The organism is Enterobacter cloacae complex sp. P38RS, from assembly GCF_014930775.1.
Taxonomy (GTDB): Bacteria; Pseudomonadota; Gammaproteobacteria; order Enterobacterales; family Enterobacteriaceae; genus Enterobacter; species Enterobacter bugandensis.
The window spans coordinates 181,722-200,795 of the sequence record NZ_JADBRS010000008.1 but is presented as its reverse complement, the minus strand read 5'-3'; the positions used below and the strand labels follow the sequence as shown (position 1 = coordinate 200,795).

The following is a 19,074-nucleotide window of genomic DNA, read 5'->3' as shown; positions in this document are numbered from 1 at the left end:
TTACAACCGAGAGAAATCATTGAAAAGTGCAAGCCCCATTAACAGCACCAGCAAAATCGAGCCAATGCGATAACTAAAGTCTTGAACTCGCTCGGATACCGGCCCGCCTTTTAGCTTTTCAATCGCTAAAAACAGCAGATGACCCCCGTCTAAAACGGGAAGCGGGAACAGGTTGATAATCCCAAGGTTCACGCTAATAAGCGCGAGGAACATGAGATAGTAAATCACCCCGAACTCCGCTGACATCCCAGCCCCCTGAGCAATCGAGATTGGCCCACTGAGGTTGTTCAGTTTCACATCACCGGTTATCAATTTCCCCAACATGTTGACCGTCAGCTTCATCAGTTGCCATGTTTTATCCGTGGCTTCAAGAATGGCGCTGAACGGCCCATACTGGCGTATTGTCTTGTACTCATCTGGCAGCGGGATCACTTTTGGCACAACGCCTGCAAACCCTTCTGCCTTTTTGCCGACCGACTTCGTATCCGGGATCAGCGTCAGCGAAAGCGGACTGCCTTGCCTTTCAACTTCCAGCGCGAGGGACGTCCCCGGATTATCGCGCACCAGAGTAACAAAGGTCATCCACTCTGTTAATGGTTGACCATCGACTTTAACGATCCTGTCGCCAGCTTGCAAACCCGCTTTGCTCGCCGCCGAATTTGCCTGTACTTCGGCTAATACCGGCTCAATCTGCGCGCCGCGGGGACGAATGCCCAGCGCAGCGACGGGATCCTCTTTGTCTGGCTCGAAACGCCAGTGGCGTAAATCCAGTACTTTGTCCTGACGCGCGTCTGACCCAAACGGCGATACGCTGATAGTTGTCTGCGGATCGCCAATTTTGGCTACCAGCTGCAGTCGCACGGCATCCCAATCAGGGGTTTCGATGCCATCAATCGCTTTAAGTTCCATCCCGGAGGTAATTTGCGCACTCGCCGCGATGGAGTCAGGGGCAATATCCCCCACTACCGGACGCACGCCAGGGACGCCGATGATAAACACCAGCCAGTAAGCGAAAATCGCAAAGATGAAGTTGGCTACCGGTCCGGCAGCGATGATAGCGGCGCGTTGTCCAACGGTTTTGTTGTTAAACGCACTGTGTCGCAGTTCGGGAGCGACAGGCTCAACACGTTCGTCGAGCATTTTGACGTAGCCGCCAAGCGGGATAAGGGCGATGACAAATTCCGTGCCGTGACGGTCGGTGCGCGTCCAGAGTGATTTGCCAAAACCAATGGAGAATCGCTCTACCCGCACACCACAACGGCGAGCAACCCAGAAATGGCCAAATTCATGCACGGTAATCAGTACACCAAGTGCAACAATGAATGCCGCCAGATTCCAGAGAATGCTCAGCATAAAACCTTCCGTTAAATCGTCCCGAATACCAGTAAAAGCAGGCAAGCAAATACTGGAACAGCCGCTGTCAGGCTGTCAATGCGATCCAGTATACCGCCATGCCCTGGAATAAGATGTCCGCTGTCCTTAATCCCTGCTTCACGCTTAAACATACTTTCGGTTAAATCACCGAGCACTGAGGCAAGTGCAGCAAAAATCGAGCACACCAGCAGTATTGATGGTGCCACGGCCAGATCTGCCCAGACGCCATAGCCCCAGGAGATGATCGCTGCCGTAAACAAGCCGCCGATGAAGCCTTGCCAGGTTTTCCCCGGCGAAACTTTTGGTGCCAGCTTATGTTTGCCAAACAGTTTACCAAACATATAGGCCCCGGAGTCAGCCCCCCAGACGAGAATCATCACATAAAGCAGCCAGATCGCACCGCTGTAGTGATTTTCGTCATAGTGCCAGGCGCGCAGCGCGACCATGCCCCAGAAAAACGGAACAATGGTGAGCAAACCAAAAATCAGTCGCAGCACTTTTGAATGACGCCAGATTGCGGCCGAGCCTGGATAAAAAAGCACCAGTAACAGCGCAACAACCCACCAGGCCAACGACATCCACAAGGAGCCGGCAACCAGCGGTTGATGAATATCATGGTGATATTCAGGCAACGTAAACAGCATTATGGCCAGGATAAAGCCACAGAGTACCGCAAGCCATACTCGCTGGCTGCGCGAGGTAAAGCCGCTAAACTGTCCCCATTCCCACGCGGCAAGCATGCACACTACCAGCGTGACAATGGCGAATCCCACCGGGGGCAGTAAAAACAGCGCCGCAATGACAATGGGTATTAAAACAAAAGCGGAAATCAGGCGATACTTCAGCAAAAGCTACCCCCATCAGGCTTTGTCGCCACCTGGCTCGGTGCCGCCGAAACGACGCTCTCGATTGGCAAAGGCATGCAGCGCACCTTCAAAGTCTTGTTCATCAAAATCGGGCCAGAGAACATCTGTAAAGTAAAGTTCAGCATAGGCAATTTGCCATATCAGAAAGTTACTTATGCGATGTTCCCCCCCTGTCCTAATTACCAAATCCACAGGTGCCAGTTCATTCATGCAGATTTGCTTGCTCAGCGCCTCTTCATCAATCTGGTCGGGTCTCAACAGCCCTTCCTGAACCTGTTCGGCCAGATGCCGAACGCCCTGGATAATATCCCAGCGTCCACCGTAATTCGCCGCAACGTTGAGCGTCAGACCGGTATTATTTTCCGTCAGCGCTTCTGCTTTACGAATCCGCTCCTGCAAACGTGAGTTAAAACGACTGGTATCGCCAATGATGCGCAGGCGAACGTTGTGGCGGTGCAGGCTTTTTACTTCGCTGTCTAGCGCCCACACGAACAATTCCATCAACGCAGTCACTTCCTGCGGAGGTCGATTCCAGTTTTCACTGCTAAAAGCATAGAGCGTTAACGCATCAATGCCGTTATTGGCGGCAAAAGAGACGGCGCGGCGAACAGATTTCGCTCCCGCTTTATGCCCAAAGGCTCGTATTTTCCCTTGTCTTTTCGCCCAGCGCCCGTTGCCATCCATAATGATTGCTACATGACGGCAGCCATGAGCTGGCAAGTTTTCGCTTATTGGTTGATTCGCAGACAACATAACGCGTTTTTTGTCCCTGAAAGGATTTAACGGTACTCAGGAATACTTAAGCCTGTACATAAAAAAGCCGTGTCAAACCACGGCTTACCTGACCACATAAAGTCAAATTCCTGCGATCAGGTGGCGCAGACTATATCACTGAAGCCCAACGCTAACAAATAGCACGACCACTAGTGCTTGCTTTATCACCAGCTTGCGAGACGTGTCACCTGTTTACGCGCAATATCACGAGCAGCTGTATCCACCGCCAGCACCTCTTCCACGCTTTGTGGCTCACGCAAATCAATCATTTCCAGTACCGATAAATTTAAGGTCGCGATATCGGTAAAACGGATCTGCTGATTCAGAAATGCGTCAACGGTAATTTCATTGGCTGCATTCAGTGCCGTCGTCGCCGCCTGCCCCTGGTCAAAGGCGTTCATTGCAAGCTTCAGACAAGGATAACGATCGTAGTCTGGTTCACTGAACGTCAGAGAACTGAGCTTACAGAAATCAAGCGGCTTCACGCCGGATTTCACCCGGTTCGGCCATGCCATTGAATGGGCAATAGGCGTACGCATATCCGGCTCGCCGAGCTGTGCCAGCACGCTGCCATCCTGATAGCGCACCATCGAGTGAATCACCGACTGCGGGTGGATCAGTACTTCCATCTGTTTCGCCGACGCATTAAACAGCCAGCGCGCTTCAATGTATTCCAGACCTTTGTTCATCATGGTGGCAGAATCCACGGAGATTTTACGCCCCATTGACCAGTTCGGATGACGGCACGCCTGATCCGGCGTCATTGCGCGCAGTTCAGACAGTGGCGTTTCACGGAACGGGCCACCAGACCCGGTAAGCAGAATCGACACAACGCCATTCTGCTCCAGGTCAGCGTACCCCAGGTTCTGTTGAAAAGGTTGCGGTAAACTCTGAAAAATGGCGTTGTGCTCGCTGTCGACCGGTAAAAGACGCGCCCCGCGCTGTTTTACCGCGTCCATGAACAGACGTCCGCAGGTCACCAGCGACTCTTTATTGGCGAGCAAAACATCTTTACCGGCATCGATCGCAGCAAGTGTCGGCAGCAGCCCGGCTGCGCCGACAATGGCCGCCATAACCTGGTCAACCTCATCCAGCGCCGCCATCTCGCAGGCCGCCTGCTGGCCACTCAGCACCTCGGTTCGGCTGCCCTTCTCACGCAGTTGGGCTTTTAGCAGGCGCGCGCTCTCTTCGTCATCCATCACAACATAGCGGGGCATAAACTCCAGGCACTGCTCGACCATACGCTGCACATTCTTACCGGCCACCAGCGCCGTCACGGTGTAAAGTTCAGGATTATGGCGGACGACGTCGAGGGTACTGCAACCAATGGAACCGGTTGAGCCGAGGAGTGTTAAATGCTTCATGAGATGCCCGAAAAAAGTTAGACCAGATAAAAGCAAAACGCCGCCAGCAAGACCCGAAGTCCCTCTGAACGGCGTTTATCAGTGTACGACAGAAATCAGAACTGCATCAGTTCCGCTTCTTTTTCTGCCAGCGCCGCATCAATTTTCTTGATGGCAGCGTCGGTCATTTTCTGAATGTCGTCCTGAGAACGACGATCGTCATCTTCGCTGATCTCTTTTTCTTTCAGCAGTGCTTTCACTTTATCGTTCGCATCGCGACGCACGTTACGCACGGAGACACGACCCTGCTCAGCTTCACCGCGAACCACTTTGATGAGATCTTTACGACGCTCTTCCGTCAGCGGAGGCAGCGGAACGCGGATGTCAGCACCCGCTGAGCTAGGGTTCAAACCCAGGTCAGAAGCCATGATCGCTTTCTCAACGGCCGGGCTCATAGAGCGATCGAAGACGTTGATTTTCAGCGTACGGGTATCTTCAACCGTCACGCTCGCAAGCTGACGCAGAGGGGTTGGCGTACCGTAGTATTCTACGATGATGCCATCCAGCAGGCTTGGGGAAGCACGGCCAGTACGGATTTTGCTGATTTGGTTTTTGAACGCTTCTACGCATTTGTCCATGCGTACTTCAGCATCTTTTCTGATGTCGTTAATCACGTTACGAATCCTTGAAAACTTGTCTCAGGCAGACTATCCGCCAGCACAGCGCTACAGGTGTGCTAAGTATAGTCGCGTTTAATTCATGACAACGCCAAAGGCGCGTCCAGGTAAGATACCACTACAAAGTAAAGCGGAATCTTACCTGTATTTATCGTCGACGGAAATTATTCCGTGATCAAAGTGCCTTCTTTTTCGCCCATGACCACGCGACGCAGTGCGCCAGGCTTGTTCATGTTGAAGACACGGATCGGCAGTTTGTGGTCGCGAGCCAGCGTGAAGGCAGCAAGATCCATCACTTTCAGCTCTTTATCCAGCACTTCGCTGTAGCTCAGCTGATCGTACATGGTCGCAGAAGGATCTTTTGCCGGGTCGGCAGTAAACACGCCGTCTACTTTGGTCGCTTTCAGCACCACATCGGCTTCAATTTCGATACCGCGCAGGCAGGCAGCGGAATCGGTGGTAAAGAACGGGTTACCCGTACCGGCGGAGAGGATCACCACGCGGTTGTTGCGCAGCAGGCTGATGGCCTCTGCCCAGCTGTAATTATCGCATACGCCATTCAGGGGAATCGCGGACATCAGGCGGGCATTCACGTAGGCGCGATGGAGCGCATCACGCATTGCCAGGCCATTCATCACGGTTGCCAGCATACCCATGTGGTCGCCCACAACGCGGTTCATCCCCGCTTTCGCCAGACCAGCACCACGGAAAAGGTTGCCACCGCCAATGACCACGCCAACCTGGATACCCAGTTCGACCAGTTCTTTGATTTCCTGTGCCATGCGATCAAGGATGCTTGCGTCAATACCGAAGCCTTCCGATCCCTGCAGCGCTTCGCCACTCAGCTTAAGCAGAATGCGTTTGTACACGGGTTTTGCATTGGTAGCCATGTTTCTTTCCTGAGACTGTCAACGATTAAGATGGGAGTTAATTCTGGCGACATAATATGCCGCAAATCAGCACGGCGATACTGGAGCCTGTCTGATTTCCTGTGACGGGTGACAAAAAGAAGCCGCCCTCAGGCGGCTCCTTTTCAATCATTAAGACTGCTTGGACATTGCAGCAACTTCTGCTGCGAAGTCAGTCTCAACTTTCTCGATGCCTTCGCCCACTTCGAAGCGGATGAAGCCAGTTACGTCAGCGTTGTGCTCTTTCAGCAGCTGAGCAACAGACTTGCTTGGATCCATAACGAAAGGCTGGCCAGTCAGAGAAACTTCGCCGGTGAATTTCTTCATGCGGCCTTCAACCATTTTCTCTGCGATTTCTTTTGGCTTACCAGACTGCATCGCGATGTCCAGCTGAACCTGGTACTCTTTTTCTACCACTTCAGCAGACACGTCTTCTGGCTTAACGAATTCTGGTTTGCTTGCAGCGATGTGCATTGCCAGCTGTTTAACCAGCTCTTCGTCAGCGCCTTTAGCCGCAACCAGAACACCGATACGTGCGCCGTGCTGGTAAGAACCCAGTACTTCGCCTTCCAGGGAAGATACGCGACGGATGTTGATGTTCTCACCGATTTTAGCAACCAGCGCAACACGTTCTTCTTCGAACTGTGCTTTCAGAACTTCAACGTCAGTGATTTTGCCAGCAACAGCTGCGTCCAGAACTTTGTTCGCAAATGCCTGGAAACCGCCATCTTTAGCAACGAAGTCAGTCTGGCAGTTAACTTCCAGAATGATGCCGTAGGTGCCGTCGATTTTAGTGATGATCACGCCGTCAGCAGCAACGTTGCCTGCTTTCTTAGCTGCTTTGATCGCACCGGATTTACGCATGTTTTCGATTGCCAGCTCGATGTCGCCGTTCGCTTCAGTCAGCGCTTTTTTGCAATCCATCATGCCTGCGCCAGTACGCTCGCGCAGCTCTTTTACCAGGGATGCGGTAATTTCAGCCATTCTTAAATCCTCGGGAGATGTGAACTGCCCGGCCGGAGGCCAAACAGTGTAAATTGAAAAAAGGGGCCGATAATGGGCCCCTATTCATACACGGTACTAATAAGGGGTAAAACCTTATTATTCAGCTTCTACGAAGCTTTCTTCCGCCTGAGAAGCCAGATCCTGGGAACGGCCTTCACGAACGGTAGCAGCTACAGCGCTCAGGTACAGGCTAACAGCACGGATTGCGTCGTCGTTACCCGGGATAACGAAGTCAACACCGTCCGGATCGGAGTTGGTATCAACGATAGCGAATACCGGGATACCCAGGTTGTTAGCTTCTTTGATAGCGATGTGCTCGTGGTCTGCATCGATTACGAACAGCGCGTCTGGCAGGCCGCCCATATCTTTGATACCGCCCAGGCTGTTTTCCAGCTTGTCCAGTTCACGAGTGCGCATCAGCGCTTCTTTCTTAGTCAGCTTGTCGAAAGTACCGTCCTGAGACTGGGTTTCCAGATCTTTCAGGCGCTTGATGGACTGACGAACAGTTTTCCAGTTGGTCAGCATGCCGCCCAACCAGCGATGGTTCACGAAGAACTGGTCGCAGCTGTTAGCAGCATCTTTCACAGCTTCGCTTGCAGCGCGCTTAGTACCAACGAACAGAATCTTACCTTTACGGGAAGAGATCTTGTTCAGCTCAGCCAGGGCTTCGTTGAACATTGGTACAGTTTTCTCAAGGTTGATGATGTGAACTTTGTTACGCGCGCCGAAGATGAAAGGCTTCATTTTCGGGTTCCAGTAACGGGTCTGGTGACCAAAGTGAACACCAGCCTTGAGCATGTCGCGCATGGAAACAGTTGCCATGTTTTAAAACCTCTATATTGAAAGTTGGGGTTATGCCTCCACGTATCCCATATTACCGACCCCGAAGGGCACCCCGGAATATGTGCCGATACGTGTGTGTTGTTACACAAAGTGAGATTTGTCGCTTCCGTCCAGCCTGTGTATCTGAGATGGATCGGAAGTCCGGCGCGCTTTATACCACAAAACACGACCAGAAACCAACAGTTGTTGGCGGAGTGTGCTGTTAATGATTCTCAATTTGGCACGGGGCGTGCCTGACTGATACCATTGACGACACTTAGACTAGTATTGTCGAAAAAATCGACACCGATGGACAGATTACATGGCTATCTCTATTAAGACACCTGAAGAAATTGAAAAGATGCGCGTCGCCGGTCGTCTGGCCGCGGAAGTGCTGGAAATGATCGAGCCGTTCGTGAAGCCGGGCGTCAGCACCGGCGAACTGGATCGCATCTGTAATGACTATATCGTTAACGAGCAGCACGCGGTTTCCGCCTGTCTCGGCTACCACGGTTTCCCGAAATCCGTCTGCATCTCTATTAATGAAGTGGTTTGCCACGGTATTCCGGACGACGAAAAACTGCTGAAAGATGGCGATATCGTCAATATCGACGTGACCGTCATTAAAGACGAGTACCACGGTGACACCTCGAAGATGTTCATCGTTGGCAAACCAACGATTCTGGGCGAGCGTCTGTGCAAAGTGACGCAAGAGAGCCTGTACCTGGCGCTGAAAATGGTTAAGCCGGGTATTCGCCTGCGCACTCTCGGTGCCGCAATTCAGAAATTCGTGGAAGCGGAAGGTTTCTCCGTGGTGCGCGAATACTGCGGTCACGGCATTGGCCGCGTCTTCCATGAAGAGCCGCAGGTTCTGCACTATGATGCCGATGACGGCGGCGTGGTGCTGCAAAAAGGGATGACCTTCACCATCGAACCGATGGTCAACGCCGGTGACTACCGCATTCGCACTATGAAAGACGGCTGGACGGTGAAAACCAAAGACAGAAGCTTGTCTGCCCAGTACGAGCATACTATTGTGGTAACGGACAACGGCTGCGAAATTATGACGTTGCGCAAGGATGACACCATCCCGGCGATACTGACGAACATTGAGTGATAAGAAGCCGGCAAATGCCGGCTTTTTTAATGGCGATAGCTTTTTCTTATGGGTGGCGCACGATGAGCAATCTATTACCCGAACAGTATGCTAACACAGCACTTCCCACCCTCCCCGACCAGCCCGATAACCCGGGCGTCTGGCCGCCGCACGAGCTGACCTGCGCGCACATAAAAGCCCATATGGATGTTTTCCACCGCTGGCTGGGCAGCGCGTTCGACGCGGGCGTCTCTGCCGAGCAGCTCATCGAAGCGCGCACCGAATTTATCGATCAGCTCCTGCAGCGTCTGTGGATCGACTACGGTTTCGGGCAGGTGAGCGACGTCGCGCTGGTTGCCGTCGGGGGCTATGGCCGCGGGGAGCTGCATCCGCTTTCCGATATCGACCTGCTGATCCTAAGCCGCAAAAAGCTTCCGGACGAACAGGCGCAGAAAATAGGCGAGCTGCTGACTCTGCTGTGGGACGTCAAGCTTGAAGTGGGCCACAGCGTGCGCACCCTGGAAGAGTGTCTGCTGGAGGGGCTCTCGGACCTGACCGTCGCCACCAACCTGATTGAAACCCGCCTGCTGATTGGCGACGTCGCGCTGTTCCTGGAGCTGCAAAAGCATATTTTCAGCGACGGCTTCTGGCCATCCGAGAAATTCTTCGCCGCCAAGGTCGAGGAGCAAAACCAGCGCCACCAGCGCTACCACGGCACCAGCTATAATCTTGAACCCGATATTAAAAGCAGCCCCGGCGGCCTGCGCGACATCCACACGTTACAGTGGGTCGCCCGTCGTCACTTTGGCGCCACCTCGATGGACGAGATGGTCGGCTTTGGCTTCCTGACCGAGGCCGAGCGTAACGAGCTAAACGAGTGTCTGCACCTGCTGTGGCGCATCCGTTTTGCCCTGCATCTGGAAGTTACCCGCTACGATAACCGCCTGCTGTTTGACCGTCAGCTCAGCGTAGCGCAGCGGCTGAACTATCAGGGCGAAGGCAACGAGCCGGTTGAGCAGATGATGAAGGATTTCTTCCGCGTCACCCGCCGGGTCACCGAGCTGAACCAGATGCTGTTGCAGCTGTTCGACGAGGCCATTCTGGCCCTGACTGCCGACGAAAAGCCGCGCCCGATTGACGATGAATTCCAGCTGCGCGGCACGCTGATCGATCTGCGCGACGAAACGCTGTTTATCCGCGAGCCGGAAGCGATCCTGCGGATGTTCTATACCATGGTGCGCAACAGCACCATCACCGGGATCTACTCCACCACCCTGCGCCATCTGCGCCACGCGCGCCGCCATCTGACGCAGCCTTTGTGTTACATCCCGGAAGCGCGCTCGCTGTTCCTCAGCATGCTCCGCCATCCGGGTGCCGTCAGCCGCGGGCTGCTGCCGATGCACCGTCACAGCGTGCTGTGGGCCTATATGCCGCAGTGGTCGCACATCGTCGGGCAGATGCAGTTCGATCTGTTCCACGCCTACACGGTGGATGAACACACCATCCGCGTGATGCTCAAGCTGGAAAGCTTTGCCAAAGAAGAGACGCGCTCCCGCCACCCGCTGTGCGTGGAGCTGTGGCCGCGCCTGACCCATCCGGAACTGATCCTGATTGCCGCTCTGTTCCACGACATCGCCAAGGGCCGCGGCGGCGATCACTCGGTGCTGGGCGCACAGGACGTGCTGAAATTTGCCGAACTGCACGGTCTCAATTCGCGCGAAACGCAGCTGGTCGCCTGGCTGGTGCGCCATCACCTGCTGATGTCGGTCACCGCCCAGCGTCGCGATATTCAGGACCCTGAGGTTATTAAGCAGTTCGCCGAAGAAGTTCAAACGGAAAACCGTCTGCGCTATCTGGTCTGCCTGACGGTGGCCGATATTTGCGCCACCAACGAAACCCTGTGGAACAGCTGGAAGCAGAGCCTGCTGCGCGAGCTGTACTTCGCCACCGAAAAACAGCTGCGACGCGGGATGCAAAACACCCCGGACATGCGCGAGCGCGTGCGTCATCACCAGCTGCAGGCGCTGGCGCTGCTGCGGATGGATAACATTGATGAAGAAGCGCTGCATCAGATTTGGGCCCGCTGCCGTGCGAACTATTTTGTGCGCCACAGCCCAAACCAGCTTGCCTGGCACGCGCGGCACCTGCTGAAGCACGATCTGTCTCAACCGATGATCCTGCTGAGCCCGCAGGCCACGCGCGGCGGAACGGAGATATTCATCTGGAGCCCGGACCGGCCTTATCTGTTTGCTGCCGTCTGCGCCGAGCTGGACAGGCGTAACCTGAGCGTTCACGACGCGCAGATTTTTACCACCCGCGACGGCATGGCGATGGATACCTTTATTGTGCTGGAGCCGGACGGCAGCCCGCTGTCCTCGGACAGGCATGAAGGGATTCGCTTCGGTCTGGAGCAGGCGATCACGCAGCGCAGCTGGCAGCCACCGCAGCCGCGCCGTCAGCCGGCGAAACTGCGTCATTTTACTGTCGATACCGAGGTCAATTTCCTGCCGACCCACACCGACCGTAAATCGTTCCTGGAGCTGATCGCGCTCGACCAGCCAGGGCTGCTTGCTCGCGTCGGCCAGGTTTTTGCCGATCTGGGAATTTCGCTTCATGGGGCCCGAATTACAACCATTGGCGAGCGAGTAGAAGATTTATTTATAATCGCCACCGCAGACCGGCGTGCCCTTAATAATGACCTGCAGCTTGAAGTGCAACAACGGTTGACAGCAGCCCTCAATCCAAACGATAAAGGGTGACGTGTTTTTTAGTGAAATGGAAAGAGTAAACAATGCAGCAGTTACAGAACGTTATTGAGTCCGCTTTTGAGCGTCGCGCCGAGATCACTCCGGCAAATGTGGATACCGTGACCCGTGAAGCGGTAAACCAGGTTATTTCCCTGCTGGATTCCGGCGCCCTGCGCGTGGCAGAAAAAATCGACGGTCAGTGGGTCACTCATCAATGGCTGAAGAAGGCCGTGCTGCTCTCTTTCCGCATCAACGATAACCAGGTTATCGACGGAGCAGAAAGCCGCTACTTCGATAAAGTGCCAATGAAATTCGCGGATTACGACGAAGCGCGTTTCCAGAAAGAAGGCTTCCGCGTGGTACCACCAGCGGCAGTACGTCAGGGTGCATTCATCGCACGCAACACCGTGCTGATGCCATCCTATGTGAACATCGGTGCGTACGTTGACGAAGGCACCATGGTCGATACCTGGGCAACCGTCGGTTCCTGCGCGCAGATCGGTAAAAACGTTCACCTGTCCGGCGGCGTCGGCATCGGTGGCGTTCTGGAGCCACTGCAGGCTAACCCGACCATCATCGAAGACAACTGCTTCATCGGCGCGCGTTCAGAAGTGGTTGAAGGCGTGATCGTGGAAGAAGGCTCCGTGATCTCCATGGGCGTTTACATCGGCCAGAGCACCCGCATTTACGATCGCGAAACCGGCGAAGTGCACTACGGTCGCGTTCCGGCGGGCTCCGTGGTCGTTTCCGGTAACCTGCCGTCAAAAGACGGTAAATACAGCCTGTACTGTGCCGTTATCGTGAAGAAAGTGGATGCGAAAACCCGCGGTAAAGTGGGCATCAACGAACTGCTGCGCACCATCGACTAATCCCCGACGCGTTGATAAACCGGGACGCGCCTGTGCGTCCCGGTATAATCATCAAAAACGTCCGTTTCCGCAGTGGCGATTGCCATTCCCTTTTTTCTCAACCCTGCGATATCCGCCGCCATACGCTGGCTCCCCAGCCAGAAAAGCCCGTCGAGAGCCGTCACGGCCAGACCCGACTCCAGCGCCAGCTTCAGTCGCTCACGCGGCGCTTTTACCTCTTTGGCGATCTGCCGGAAGGGCTCTGCAGTAAGCCCGGTGGGATCGATCCGCCGAATGCGGGTGCTCATGCGGTACTGAAAAGCCTCAGGAATCGCATTGAGATCGGCTTTCAGGCTGTAGACGCAGCCAAAGCGCTTGCCGTTAAAGATGACGTTCTTCTGGCTTAGCTGAAACTCATCGCGCAGCCCGGCGATAAGCTGAGGGGCGCGGGTCAGCACCAGTCGGAACGGCAGTTCGAAGCTGGTGACATAATCCACGTTCAGTAAGGCAATACGTAAACGCTCTTCCGCACCCGCCTTTAGCTGGCGGCACTCTGCGGCAACTTCTGCCCACTGGTGCGTGAGCCTTGGGCTCTCATCTGCGGCGCCAAAGCTGTATTTTTCGATCTGATAATCAATGCGTCCTGACATGTCATTATCCCCGCGGGCTACGCTTTCGTGCGATAACTTTGCCTCATTTCCCCGCTTTTGAATACCCGTCTCGCTCGCCTTTTCTCAGCTGAAGTAACAATGATGAATCTCTTTACAAGCAAGTTTGCCTCGTTACTTAATGCAAATTTTTTCTTTTAAAACATAGGTTTGTTGAAAAACAGGATTAACGATATTATTCGTGAACAGCAAATAATAATCTGGCCTTGCGGGCAATAAACGGGAATCGTGCAATGAGTAGTTACGGCAAAATAATTGGTGCGGGGATCGCAGGTCTGGTCACTCTGGCCGGGACGTATTTATTGGGAAAAAATAACGGCAAAGACGAAGGGATTGCCGAAGGGCAGCAGATCGCAAAAGCTGAATACGCCGAAAAGATCAAAAAACTCCAGACTGAACTGGCGGACAAGATGCGCGATATCAGTAAACGGGATGACTTTATCCTCGCGGCGTATGCGCTGGGGACATGCTGCATCAAGGCTAATGGCAAGCCCCCGGCGGAAAATATCGCCCTGCTGGATGATGCAGTGTCTGGTCTTGTTCCGCGTGAAAAGTTACCTCAAGCCGTTCAGCAGAAGATCGTCGAGATGGTCGAAACACCGCCCAATCTACCAACGGTTTGGTCACTTATAAATGAATATCAGCTTAACGATGCGAAAAGTCTGGAGAGGTTTAGCCTCATTGTTGGCATGATGGCAAGTCAGGATGAGCTAAGAACACAAAGCGAAAGTGATTTTATGGCCTCCTGGAACTTACTGGTTGCGGCCTGAGGACGACGGATGACAAATCTTAATGCACATCTCGCCAGAATGAAAAAGCTGCAACAGGTGCGGAATGCCCCTGCGCTAAAATCCGTGGCGACGGCGTCCGCCATCGAAGCTCATCTGACCGGAGAAGTCGATGCTGCATTTATAAAGGGGTGCGATACCGGCAGCATTTACCGCGAAGCGATCATGGGGGCCAACCTGACGGTCAGCAACGACGACGTTATGGCCCGCCTGGAGGTAATCTCAACGGGCAGCGCCATCGACAATATCCTCGAACCCGTGTTTCTCAGCCTGCTCGACGGCACAATGCGCGCCTGCAATATCGGCACCCGACAAGGTGTTACCCCGTCCCGCCTGTACCAGGAGTGCCGGGCGTTCAGTTACGAAGCGCCCGAAAGAAATGCCTTTATGCTGGATAGCTACAGCGAGCACTTGAACGAGCGTCAAAACATTGACCGTTTTTCTGAACAATCGTCGTTTAACGGCGGCGAAATGACGCGCAACAACGACTCTCTGAACATGCGCGATGGTGCAAAAATGAAGGCCCGTAAAGAGAACCATTTCTCCGGTAATCTGCGCGCTGAGGATGAATATGGTAACGGCACGATCTACCAGTACAAAAAACATGCGAAAAGCGAGGGAGAGCAGAAGCAGGCTGCCGAAGTCGATCATGTCGTCTCGTGCGCCGAAGTATGCAACAACCTCAAAAGCAACAAGGCTCTGAAGCTTGATGACATCAAAAATATTCTCAATATTGACGAAAATTATGCTGTTACCAGCATGCAAAACAACCGTGGCGAGAAAACCGGTAAGTTCGCTAAAACCCGCGAAGAAATCCAGCAGGAGATCGATCAGGGCTTTGTAGTTGTCAAAAAAGGGAAAAAAGATGTCGCGCATCCGCTGACAGAAGAGGAAATCAAAACGCGGCAGGTGATGGTCGAGAAAATGGACATCGCGCAGCAAACGATGGATACCAAAACCAATGAAACCGTATTTGATAATATCCGCAAGGATCGCGACGTCCAAAAAGTTCTGGCGAAAGATGCGGCCCAGGCATCAGGTCATCAGTCGCTGGGCGATCTCATTCTCTTCATTATCAAGCCTCTTTACTATGAGCTGCGCAGCTGTTTAACGCACGGTATTGAAGCTGGCGTAGGTGCGAGCGATTTTTCGCAGGCTCTGTCGATTCGTCTTGGTCGCATGAAAGATTACATTCTCAAAAACGCTGTCGTTTTATTAAAAGATGTTGCCGTCGGCTTTATTAAAAATTTCGTGTCGATGCTGCTGGAAGGGATGGTTAACTGCTTCGTTGGCGTGTTCAAAAACATCATGCGGATGGTAAAAGAAGGCTTTAAGGTCCTGATGCAGACGGTACCGATCCTCAGGGATAAACACAGCAGTATGGCCCAAAAAGGCGATGCCATTCTTAAGCTTGTAGCAGGTTCTCTTTCCGTCTTTGCGGCTATTGGCCTTGAGTCATGGCTCAGCGGCCTTGGTCTACCAGGACCGCTTCCCATTTTACTCTCATCGGTCCTGACCGCCGTGATTACGGCGCTGGTGATGTTCCTGCTGGATAAGCTCGATCTGTTCGGCGTCAATCAGGCAATCAAAAAACAGCGGATCGACGAACTGTTGGAACAGGAAATTACCACCACGGAAAGCGAAATGCTGGCCTCCATCGCCTTACTGCGCTAGCGCTCAGATCGTCAGGTTTTGGTATTAAAATGATTTCCACTTGACGTAGTCGTTAAAAACAACAATAAACGAGTGGGGGCAATGCACCTTCCCTGCCCGGTAATTTCAGTGAAATGTAATCAGGATCGACCCCGCTTTTTTTATATATGAGGGTGGCAAAAAGGAATTTTTTCATTAATTATTCAAAGGTTATGTTGAGATAAGGGTACCGCTATGTACGATAATCTGAAAAGTCTGGGCATTACCAATCCTGATGAAATCGATCGTTACAGCCTTCGCCAGGAAGCCAACAACGACATTTTAAAAATCTATTTTCACAAGGATAAAGGAGAGTTTTTCGCCAAGAGCGTGAAGTTTAAATATCCACGCCAGCGTAAGACCGTCGTCGCTGACGGCGTAGGACAAGGGTACAAAGAGGTGCAGGAAATCAGCCCTAACCTGCGCTATGTGATCGATGAACTCGATCAGATTTGCCAGCGCGATCGCACCGAAGTCGATCTCAAGCGTAAGATCCTCGACGATCTGCGTCACCTTGAAAGCGTTGTCACCAACAAGATCAGCGAGATTGAAGCAGATCTTGAGAAATTAACGCGGAAATAAAAGCAAAACGGCAATCCCTGATTGCCGTTTTTAGTGTTTGCGCCCTCTCCCCGTGGGAGAGGGATGGGGTGAGGGCACCAGACCGCACTCAGTCATCTCTGTTCGTCCAGCTGCAACGCGACATAGAGCAGCAGCCTGTCGTCAAAGTTCCCCAAATCCAGCCCCGTCAGCTCCGAGATCCGGTTTAGCCGGTACTCAAGCGTATTGCGGTGAATAAACAGCGCTTTTGAGGTCGCCAGCGGTTGCACGTTATGGCGAAACCACGCCTGCAGCGTCCGGCGCAGCAACCCATTGTTGTCCATCGCCTTCAGGCGCGCTAATGGCCGCGCCAGCTCATTGGCCTGCCAGCCGCCGCGCAGGCTGTCGAGCAGCACCGGCAGCATCAGATCCTGATAGAAATAACTGCGGCTCTCCGGCATCCGCTGCTTGCCCACCATCATGGTGGTGCGCGCGGTACGCCAGGACCGGGCGATGCTGCCCGGCCCGGTAAAGTAATTGCCCAGGGCAACGCGAAAACGCAACTGGCCGTTCTCCTGCATACGGGAAATCAGCAGTTCCACGCGACGACGATGATCTTCCGCATCCCAGCGGCCGAACGCATTGAGCGCGGGTTTGAGTACCACCATTTCCGTCAGCGAGACTATTGCCACCAGGTTGTCGCGCTCCGGCGTCGCCAGCGCATTTTGCAGCTGCTGCAGCTCGGCCATCGCGCTGTCGACGCCAAGCTGTCCGCTATCGACCTCAATCACTGCCACCACGCGCGGCTGGTTCAGGTCGATCCCCAGACGCTGCGCCCATTCGCTGAGTGCAGGCGTATGTTCTTCCGCCTGAATCAGGTTCATCACCAGCTCCTCGCGTAAACGGCTGTCCTGAGCAAGCAGATGCATCAGGCGAGACTGCTCCAGCATCATTTCCGCCGTCATGCAGACCAGCTCGCCGTATTTACGCAGGGATTCCGGTTCGCCCGTCAGGCCGATGACGCCAACAATTTCCCCTTCCAGACGCAGCGGCAGGTTGATCCCCTGACGCACGCCGTGCAGGTGTTTCGCTACCGCATCATCGATATCAACCACGCGACCCTGAGAGAGCACCAGCAGGGCTCCTTCGTGCAATTCCCCAATACGCTCGCGATCGCCGCTGCCAATAATGCGCCCGCGGGCATCCATTACGTTGATATTGGTATCAATGATGCGCATGGTGCGCGCCACAATATCCTGCGCCATTTTGGTATCAAGATGCCAGCCAGCCATGTAACCCTCCTGTGAGCAGAGCTCAAGCATAGGGAAGTTCAGCAGCGACTGCATTGTGCGAATGCACAAAGTGAGAGGGGGAAGTATGGAGTTGCGGTAGGCGTCACAGAAACAAGAAAGCCCCTGCGAACAGGGGCTTAAAAGGATTACTGCATCAGCAGGTAAATTGAGGTGTCACCGCGCTGGATATTCAGCGCCAGTACGGACGGTTTGCTGTCGAGAATTTTGCGCAGTTCAGCGATGTTTTTCACCGGTTGCTGGTTAGCCCCCATGATCACATCGCCTTTTTTCAGGCCGATACGGGCAGCAGGTGAATTTGCTTTCACGTTGTTCACCACCACGCCTTTGTCCTGGCCCTTGTTACTCATCTCTGCGCCTTCAATTCCGCTGAAGATGGTGCTGGAGTCCACCTGATTCTGGCTGCTCTGCTGCAGCTCCAGGCTTACGTTAACCGGTTTGCCGTCACGCAGCAGGCCAAGGGTCACTTTGCTGCCAATTGGCATCGAGCCCACTTCAGCACGCAGGGCGGCAAAGCTGCTGATCGGTTTACCGTTCAGAGAGGTGATCACATCACCCGCTTTAATGCCCGCCTTCGCTGCAGAGGAGTTCGGCATAACCTGGCTGACGAACGCACCGCGCTGCGCATCCACCTTCATCGCTTTCGCCAGCTCGGAGTTCAGCTCGGTACCCATAATACCCAGCTCACCGCGTTTCACCTGGCCATACTGCACCATCTGAGCAGTCAGGTTTTTCACCATGTTGCTCGGAATAGCAAAGCCGATACCGATGTTGCCGCCGTCCGGTGCCAGAATAGCGGTGTTGATACCGATCAGCTCGCCGTTCAGGTTCACCAGCGCACCGCCGGAGTTACCACGGTTAATGGCCGCATCCGTCTGGATGAAGTTTTCATAGTTTTCCGCATTCAGGCCGCTACGGCCCAGCGCAGAGACAATACCGGAGGTCACGGTTTCACCCAGACCGAACGGGTTACCGATAGCGACGGTGTAATCGCCCACGCGCAGCGCATCGGAGTCGGCAATTTTAATCGCCGTCAGGTTCTTCGGATCCTGAATCTGGATCAGCGCGATGTCGGAGCGCGGATCTTTACCCACCACTTTAGCGTCGAATTTACGACCATCGCTCAGCTGTACTTTAATGGTGCTGGCGTTATCCACAACGTGGTTGTTGGTGACCACGTAGCCTTTTGCGGCATCAATAATCACACCGGAACCAAGCGCCATGAATTTCTGTTGCTGGCCGCCGCCCTGGCCGTCATCCCCTGCGCCACCGCCCTGACAGAACGGAGAACTCTGGAATGGCGAACCGTCCTGGCAGAACGGTGAATTGTCACCGAAGAACTGCTGGAAGTTACGCGGCATGCGCGGCGTATTGACGGTCGTGCTGCCCTCAACGTTAATACTCACCACCGATGGCATCACTTTTTCGAGCATCGGTGCCAGGCTTGGCATCTGCTGCGCGGTTGCTGCCGACGACGCGGTCTCGGCTGCAGTAGCAGTCAGAGGAGACAGCGCTAAACCTAAACTCAGAGCCAGTGCACTCATTGCTAATGTGGTTTTTTTCATGTTTCTCAATCTCGATTTACAGGTAACGCAAAATTGCTGTGTAACTCAGAT

The 19,074-nt window shown here is 53.8% G+C and carries 17 protein-coding genes; 6 read left to right on the top strand and 11 right to left on the bottom strand.

The annotated features are described in order from the left end of the window. From rseP to rpsB, 8 genes are all read right to left on the bottom strand, one after another. Entirely contained in the window at nt 1-1,353 is a 1,353-nt protein-coding gene (gene rseP, locus IM303_RS13065) for a sigma E protease regulator RseP (protein ID WP_041911192.1), read from the bottom strand. A gap of 11 nt (nt 1,354-1,364) precedes the next feature. Next, complete coding sequence (gene cdsA, locus IM303_RS13060) at nt 1,365-2,222, bottom strand: phosphatidate cytidylyltransferase (protein WP_041911193.1); 858 nt, start codon at nt 2,220-2,222, stop codon at nt 1,365-1,367. A gap of 12 nt (nt 2,223-2,234) precedes the next feature. Continuing rightward, entirely contained in the window at nt 2,235-2,993 is a 759-nt protein-coding gene (gene ispU, locus IM303_RS13055) for a (2E,6E)-farnesyl-diphosphate-specific ditrans,polycis-undecaprenyl-diphosphate synthase (protein WP_028015581.1), read from the bottom strand. A 185-nt stretch (nt 2,994-3,178) separates the two neighbouring features. Then, nucleotides 3,179-4,378 (bottom strand): 1-deoxy-D-xylulose-5-phosphate reductoisomerase, encoded by a 1,200-nt coding sequence (gene ispC, locus IM303_RS13050; protein WP_049000561.1) that lies wholly within the window; start codon nt 4,376-4,378, stop codon nt 3,179-3,181. A 95-nt stretch (nt 4,379-4,473) separates the two neighbouring features. After that, nucleotides 4,474-5,031, bottom strand: a complete 558-nt coding sequence (gene frr, locus IM303_RS13045; RefSeq protein WP_003856180.1) for a ribosome recycling factor — start codon at nt 5,029-5,031, stop codon at nt 4,474-4,476. 167 nt (nt 5,032-5,198) lie between these two features. Continuing rightward, nucleotides 5,199-5,924 (bottom strand): UMP kinase, encoded by a 726-nt coding sequence (gene pyrH / locus IM303_RS13040; RefSeq protein ID WP_008501910.1) that lies wholly within the window; start codon nt 5,922-5,924, stop codon nt 5,199-5,201. 150 nt (nt 5,925-6,074) lie between these two features. Beyond that, the gene (gene tsf / locus IM303_RS13035; protein WP_028015579.1) at nt 6,075-6,926 is read right to left on the bottom strand and encodes a translation elongation factor Ts; all 852 of its coding nucleotides are present in this window, start codon (nt 6,924-6,926) and stop codon (nt 6,075-6,077) included. Nucleotides 6,927-7,043: 117 nt separating this feature from the next. Further along, nucleotides 7,044-7,769 (bottom strand): 30S ribosomal protein S2, encoded by a 726-nt coding sequence (gene rpsB / locus IM303_RS13030; protein WP_003856207.1) that lies wholly within the window; start codon nt 7,767-7,769, stop codon nt 7,044-7,046. 322 nt (nt 7,770-8,091) lie between these two features. Here rpsB and map point away from each other — a divergent pair, with 322 nt between their 5' ends. The 3 genes from map to dapD all read left to right on the top strand — a co-directional run bounded on the left by map (nt 8,092) and on the right by dapD (nt 12,481). Next, nucleotides 8,092-8,886: a type I methionyl aminopeptidase gene (map, locus tag IM303_RS13025; protein ID WP_028015578.1), complete on the top strand. Its 795-nt coding sequence runs from the start codon at nt 8,092-8,094 to the stop codon at nt 8,884-8,886. 62 nt (nt 8,887-8,948) lie between these two features. After that, nucleotides 8,949-11,624: a bifunctional uridylyltransferase/uridylyl-removing protein GlnD gene (glnD, locus tag IM303_RS13020; RefSeq protein WP_008501914.1), complete on the top strand. Its 2,676-nt coding sequence runs from the start codon at nt 8,949-8,951 to the stop codon at nt 11,622-11,624. A gap of 32 nt (nt 11,625-11,656) precedes the next feature. Beyond that, nucleotides 11,657-12,481 carry a 2,3,4,5-tetrahydropyridine-2,6-dicarboxylate N-succinyltransferase gene (gene dapD, locus IM303_RS13015; protein WP_008501915.1) on the top strand — a complete coding sequence of 275 codons (825 nt, stop codon included), beginning with the start codon at nt 11,657-11,659 and terminating at the stop codon, nt 12,479-12,481. On the opposite strand, the gene IM303_RS13010 is transcribed toward dapD, so the two are convergent. Then, nucleotides 12,478-13,110, bottom strand: coding sequence for a DNA-binding protein (locus IM303_RS13010; RefSeq protein ID WP_041911197.1), 633 nt, complete (start codon nt 13,108-13,110; stop codon nt 12,478-12,480). The genes dapD and IM303_RS13010 overlap by 4 nt on opposite strands. 251 nt (nt 13,111-13,361) lie before the next feature. Here IM303_RS13010 and IM303_RS13005 point away from each other — a divergent pair, with 251 nt between their 5' ends. The 3 genes from IM303_RS13005 to IM303_RS12995 all read left to right on the top strand — a co-directional run bounded on the left by IM303_RS13005 (nt 13,362) and on the right by IM303_RS12995 (nt 16,190). Beyond that, nucleotides 13,362-13,898 carry a hypothetical protein gene (locus tag IM303_RS13005; protein ID WP_126326328.1) on the top strand — a complete coding sequence of 179 codons (537 nt, stop codon included), beginning with the start codon at nt 13,362-13,364 and terminating at the stop codon, nt 13,896-13,898. A gap of 9 nt (nt 13,899-13,907) precedes the next feature. Then, on the top strand, nt 13,908-15,590 hold the full coding sequence (locus IM303_RS13000; RefSeq protein WP_193055584.1) for a hypothetical protein: 1,683 nt from the start codon (nt 13,908-13,910) through the stop codon (nt 15,588-15,590). Nucleotides 15,591-15,803: 213 nt separating this feature from the next. Then, a complete protein-coding gene (locus tag IM303_RS12995) occupies nt 15,804-16,190 on the top strand; it encodes a DUF3461 family protein (RefSeq protein ID WP_014168696.1) in 387 nt (128 codons plus the stop codon). 92 nt (nt 16,191-16,282) lie between these two features. On the opposite strand, the gene cdaR is transcribed toward IM303_RS12995, so the two are convergent. Together cdaR and degP are read right to left on the bottom strand one after the other, a co-directional pair. Continuing rightward, entirely contained in the window at nt 16,283-17,440 is a 1,158-nt protein-coding gene (gene cdaR / locus IM303_RS12990) for a DNA-binding transcriptional regulator CdaR (protein ID WP_032644978.1), read from the bottom strand. A gap of 146 nt (nt 17,441-17,586) precedes the next feature. Continuing rightward, nucleotides 17,587-19,023 (bottom strand): serine endoprotease DegP, encoded by a 1,437-nt coding sequence (gene degP, locus IM303_RS12985; protein WP_028015572.1) that lies wholly within the window; start codon nt 19,021-19,023, stop codon nt 17,587-17,589. Nucleotides 19,024-19,074: the final 51 nt, after the last annotated feature.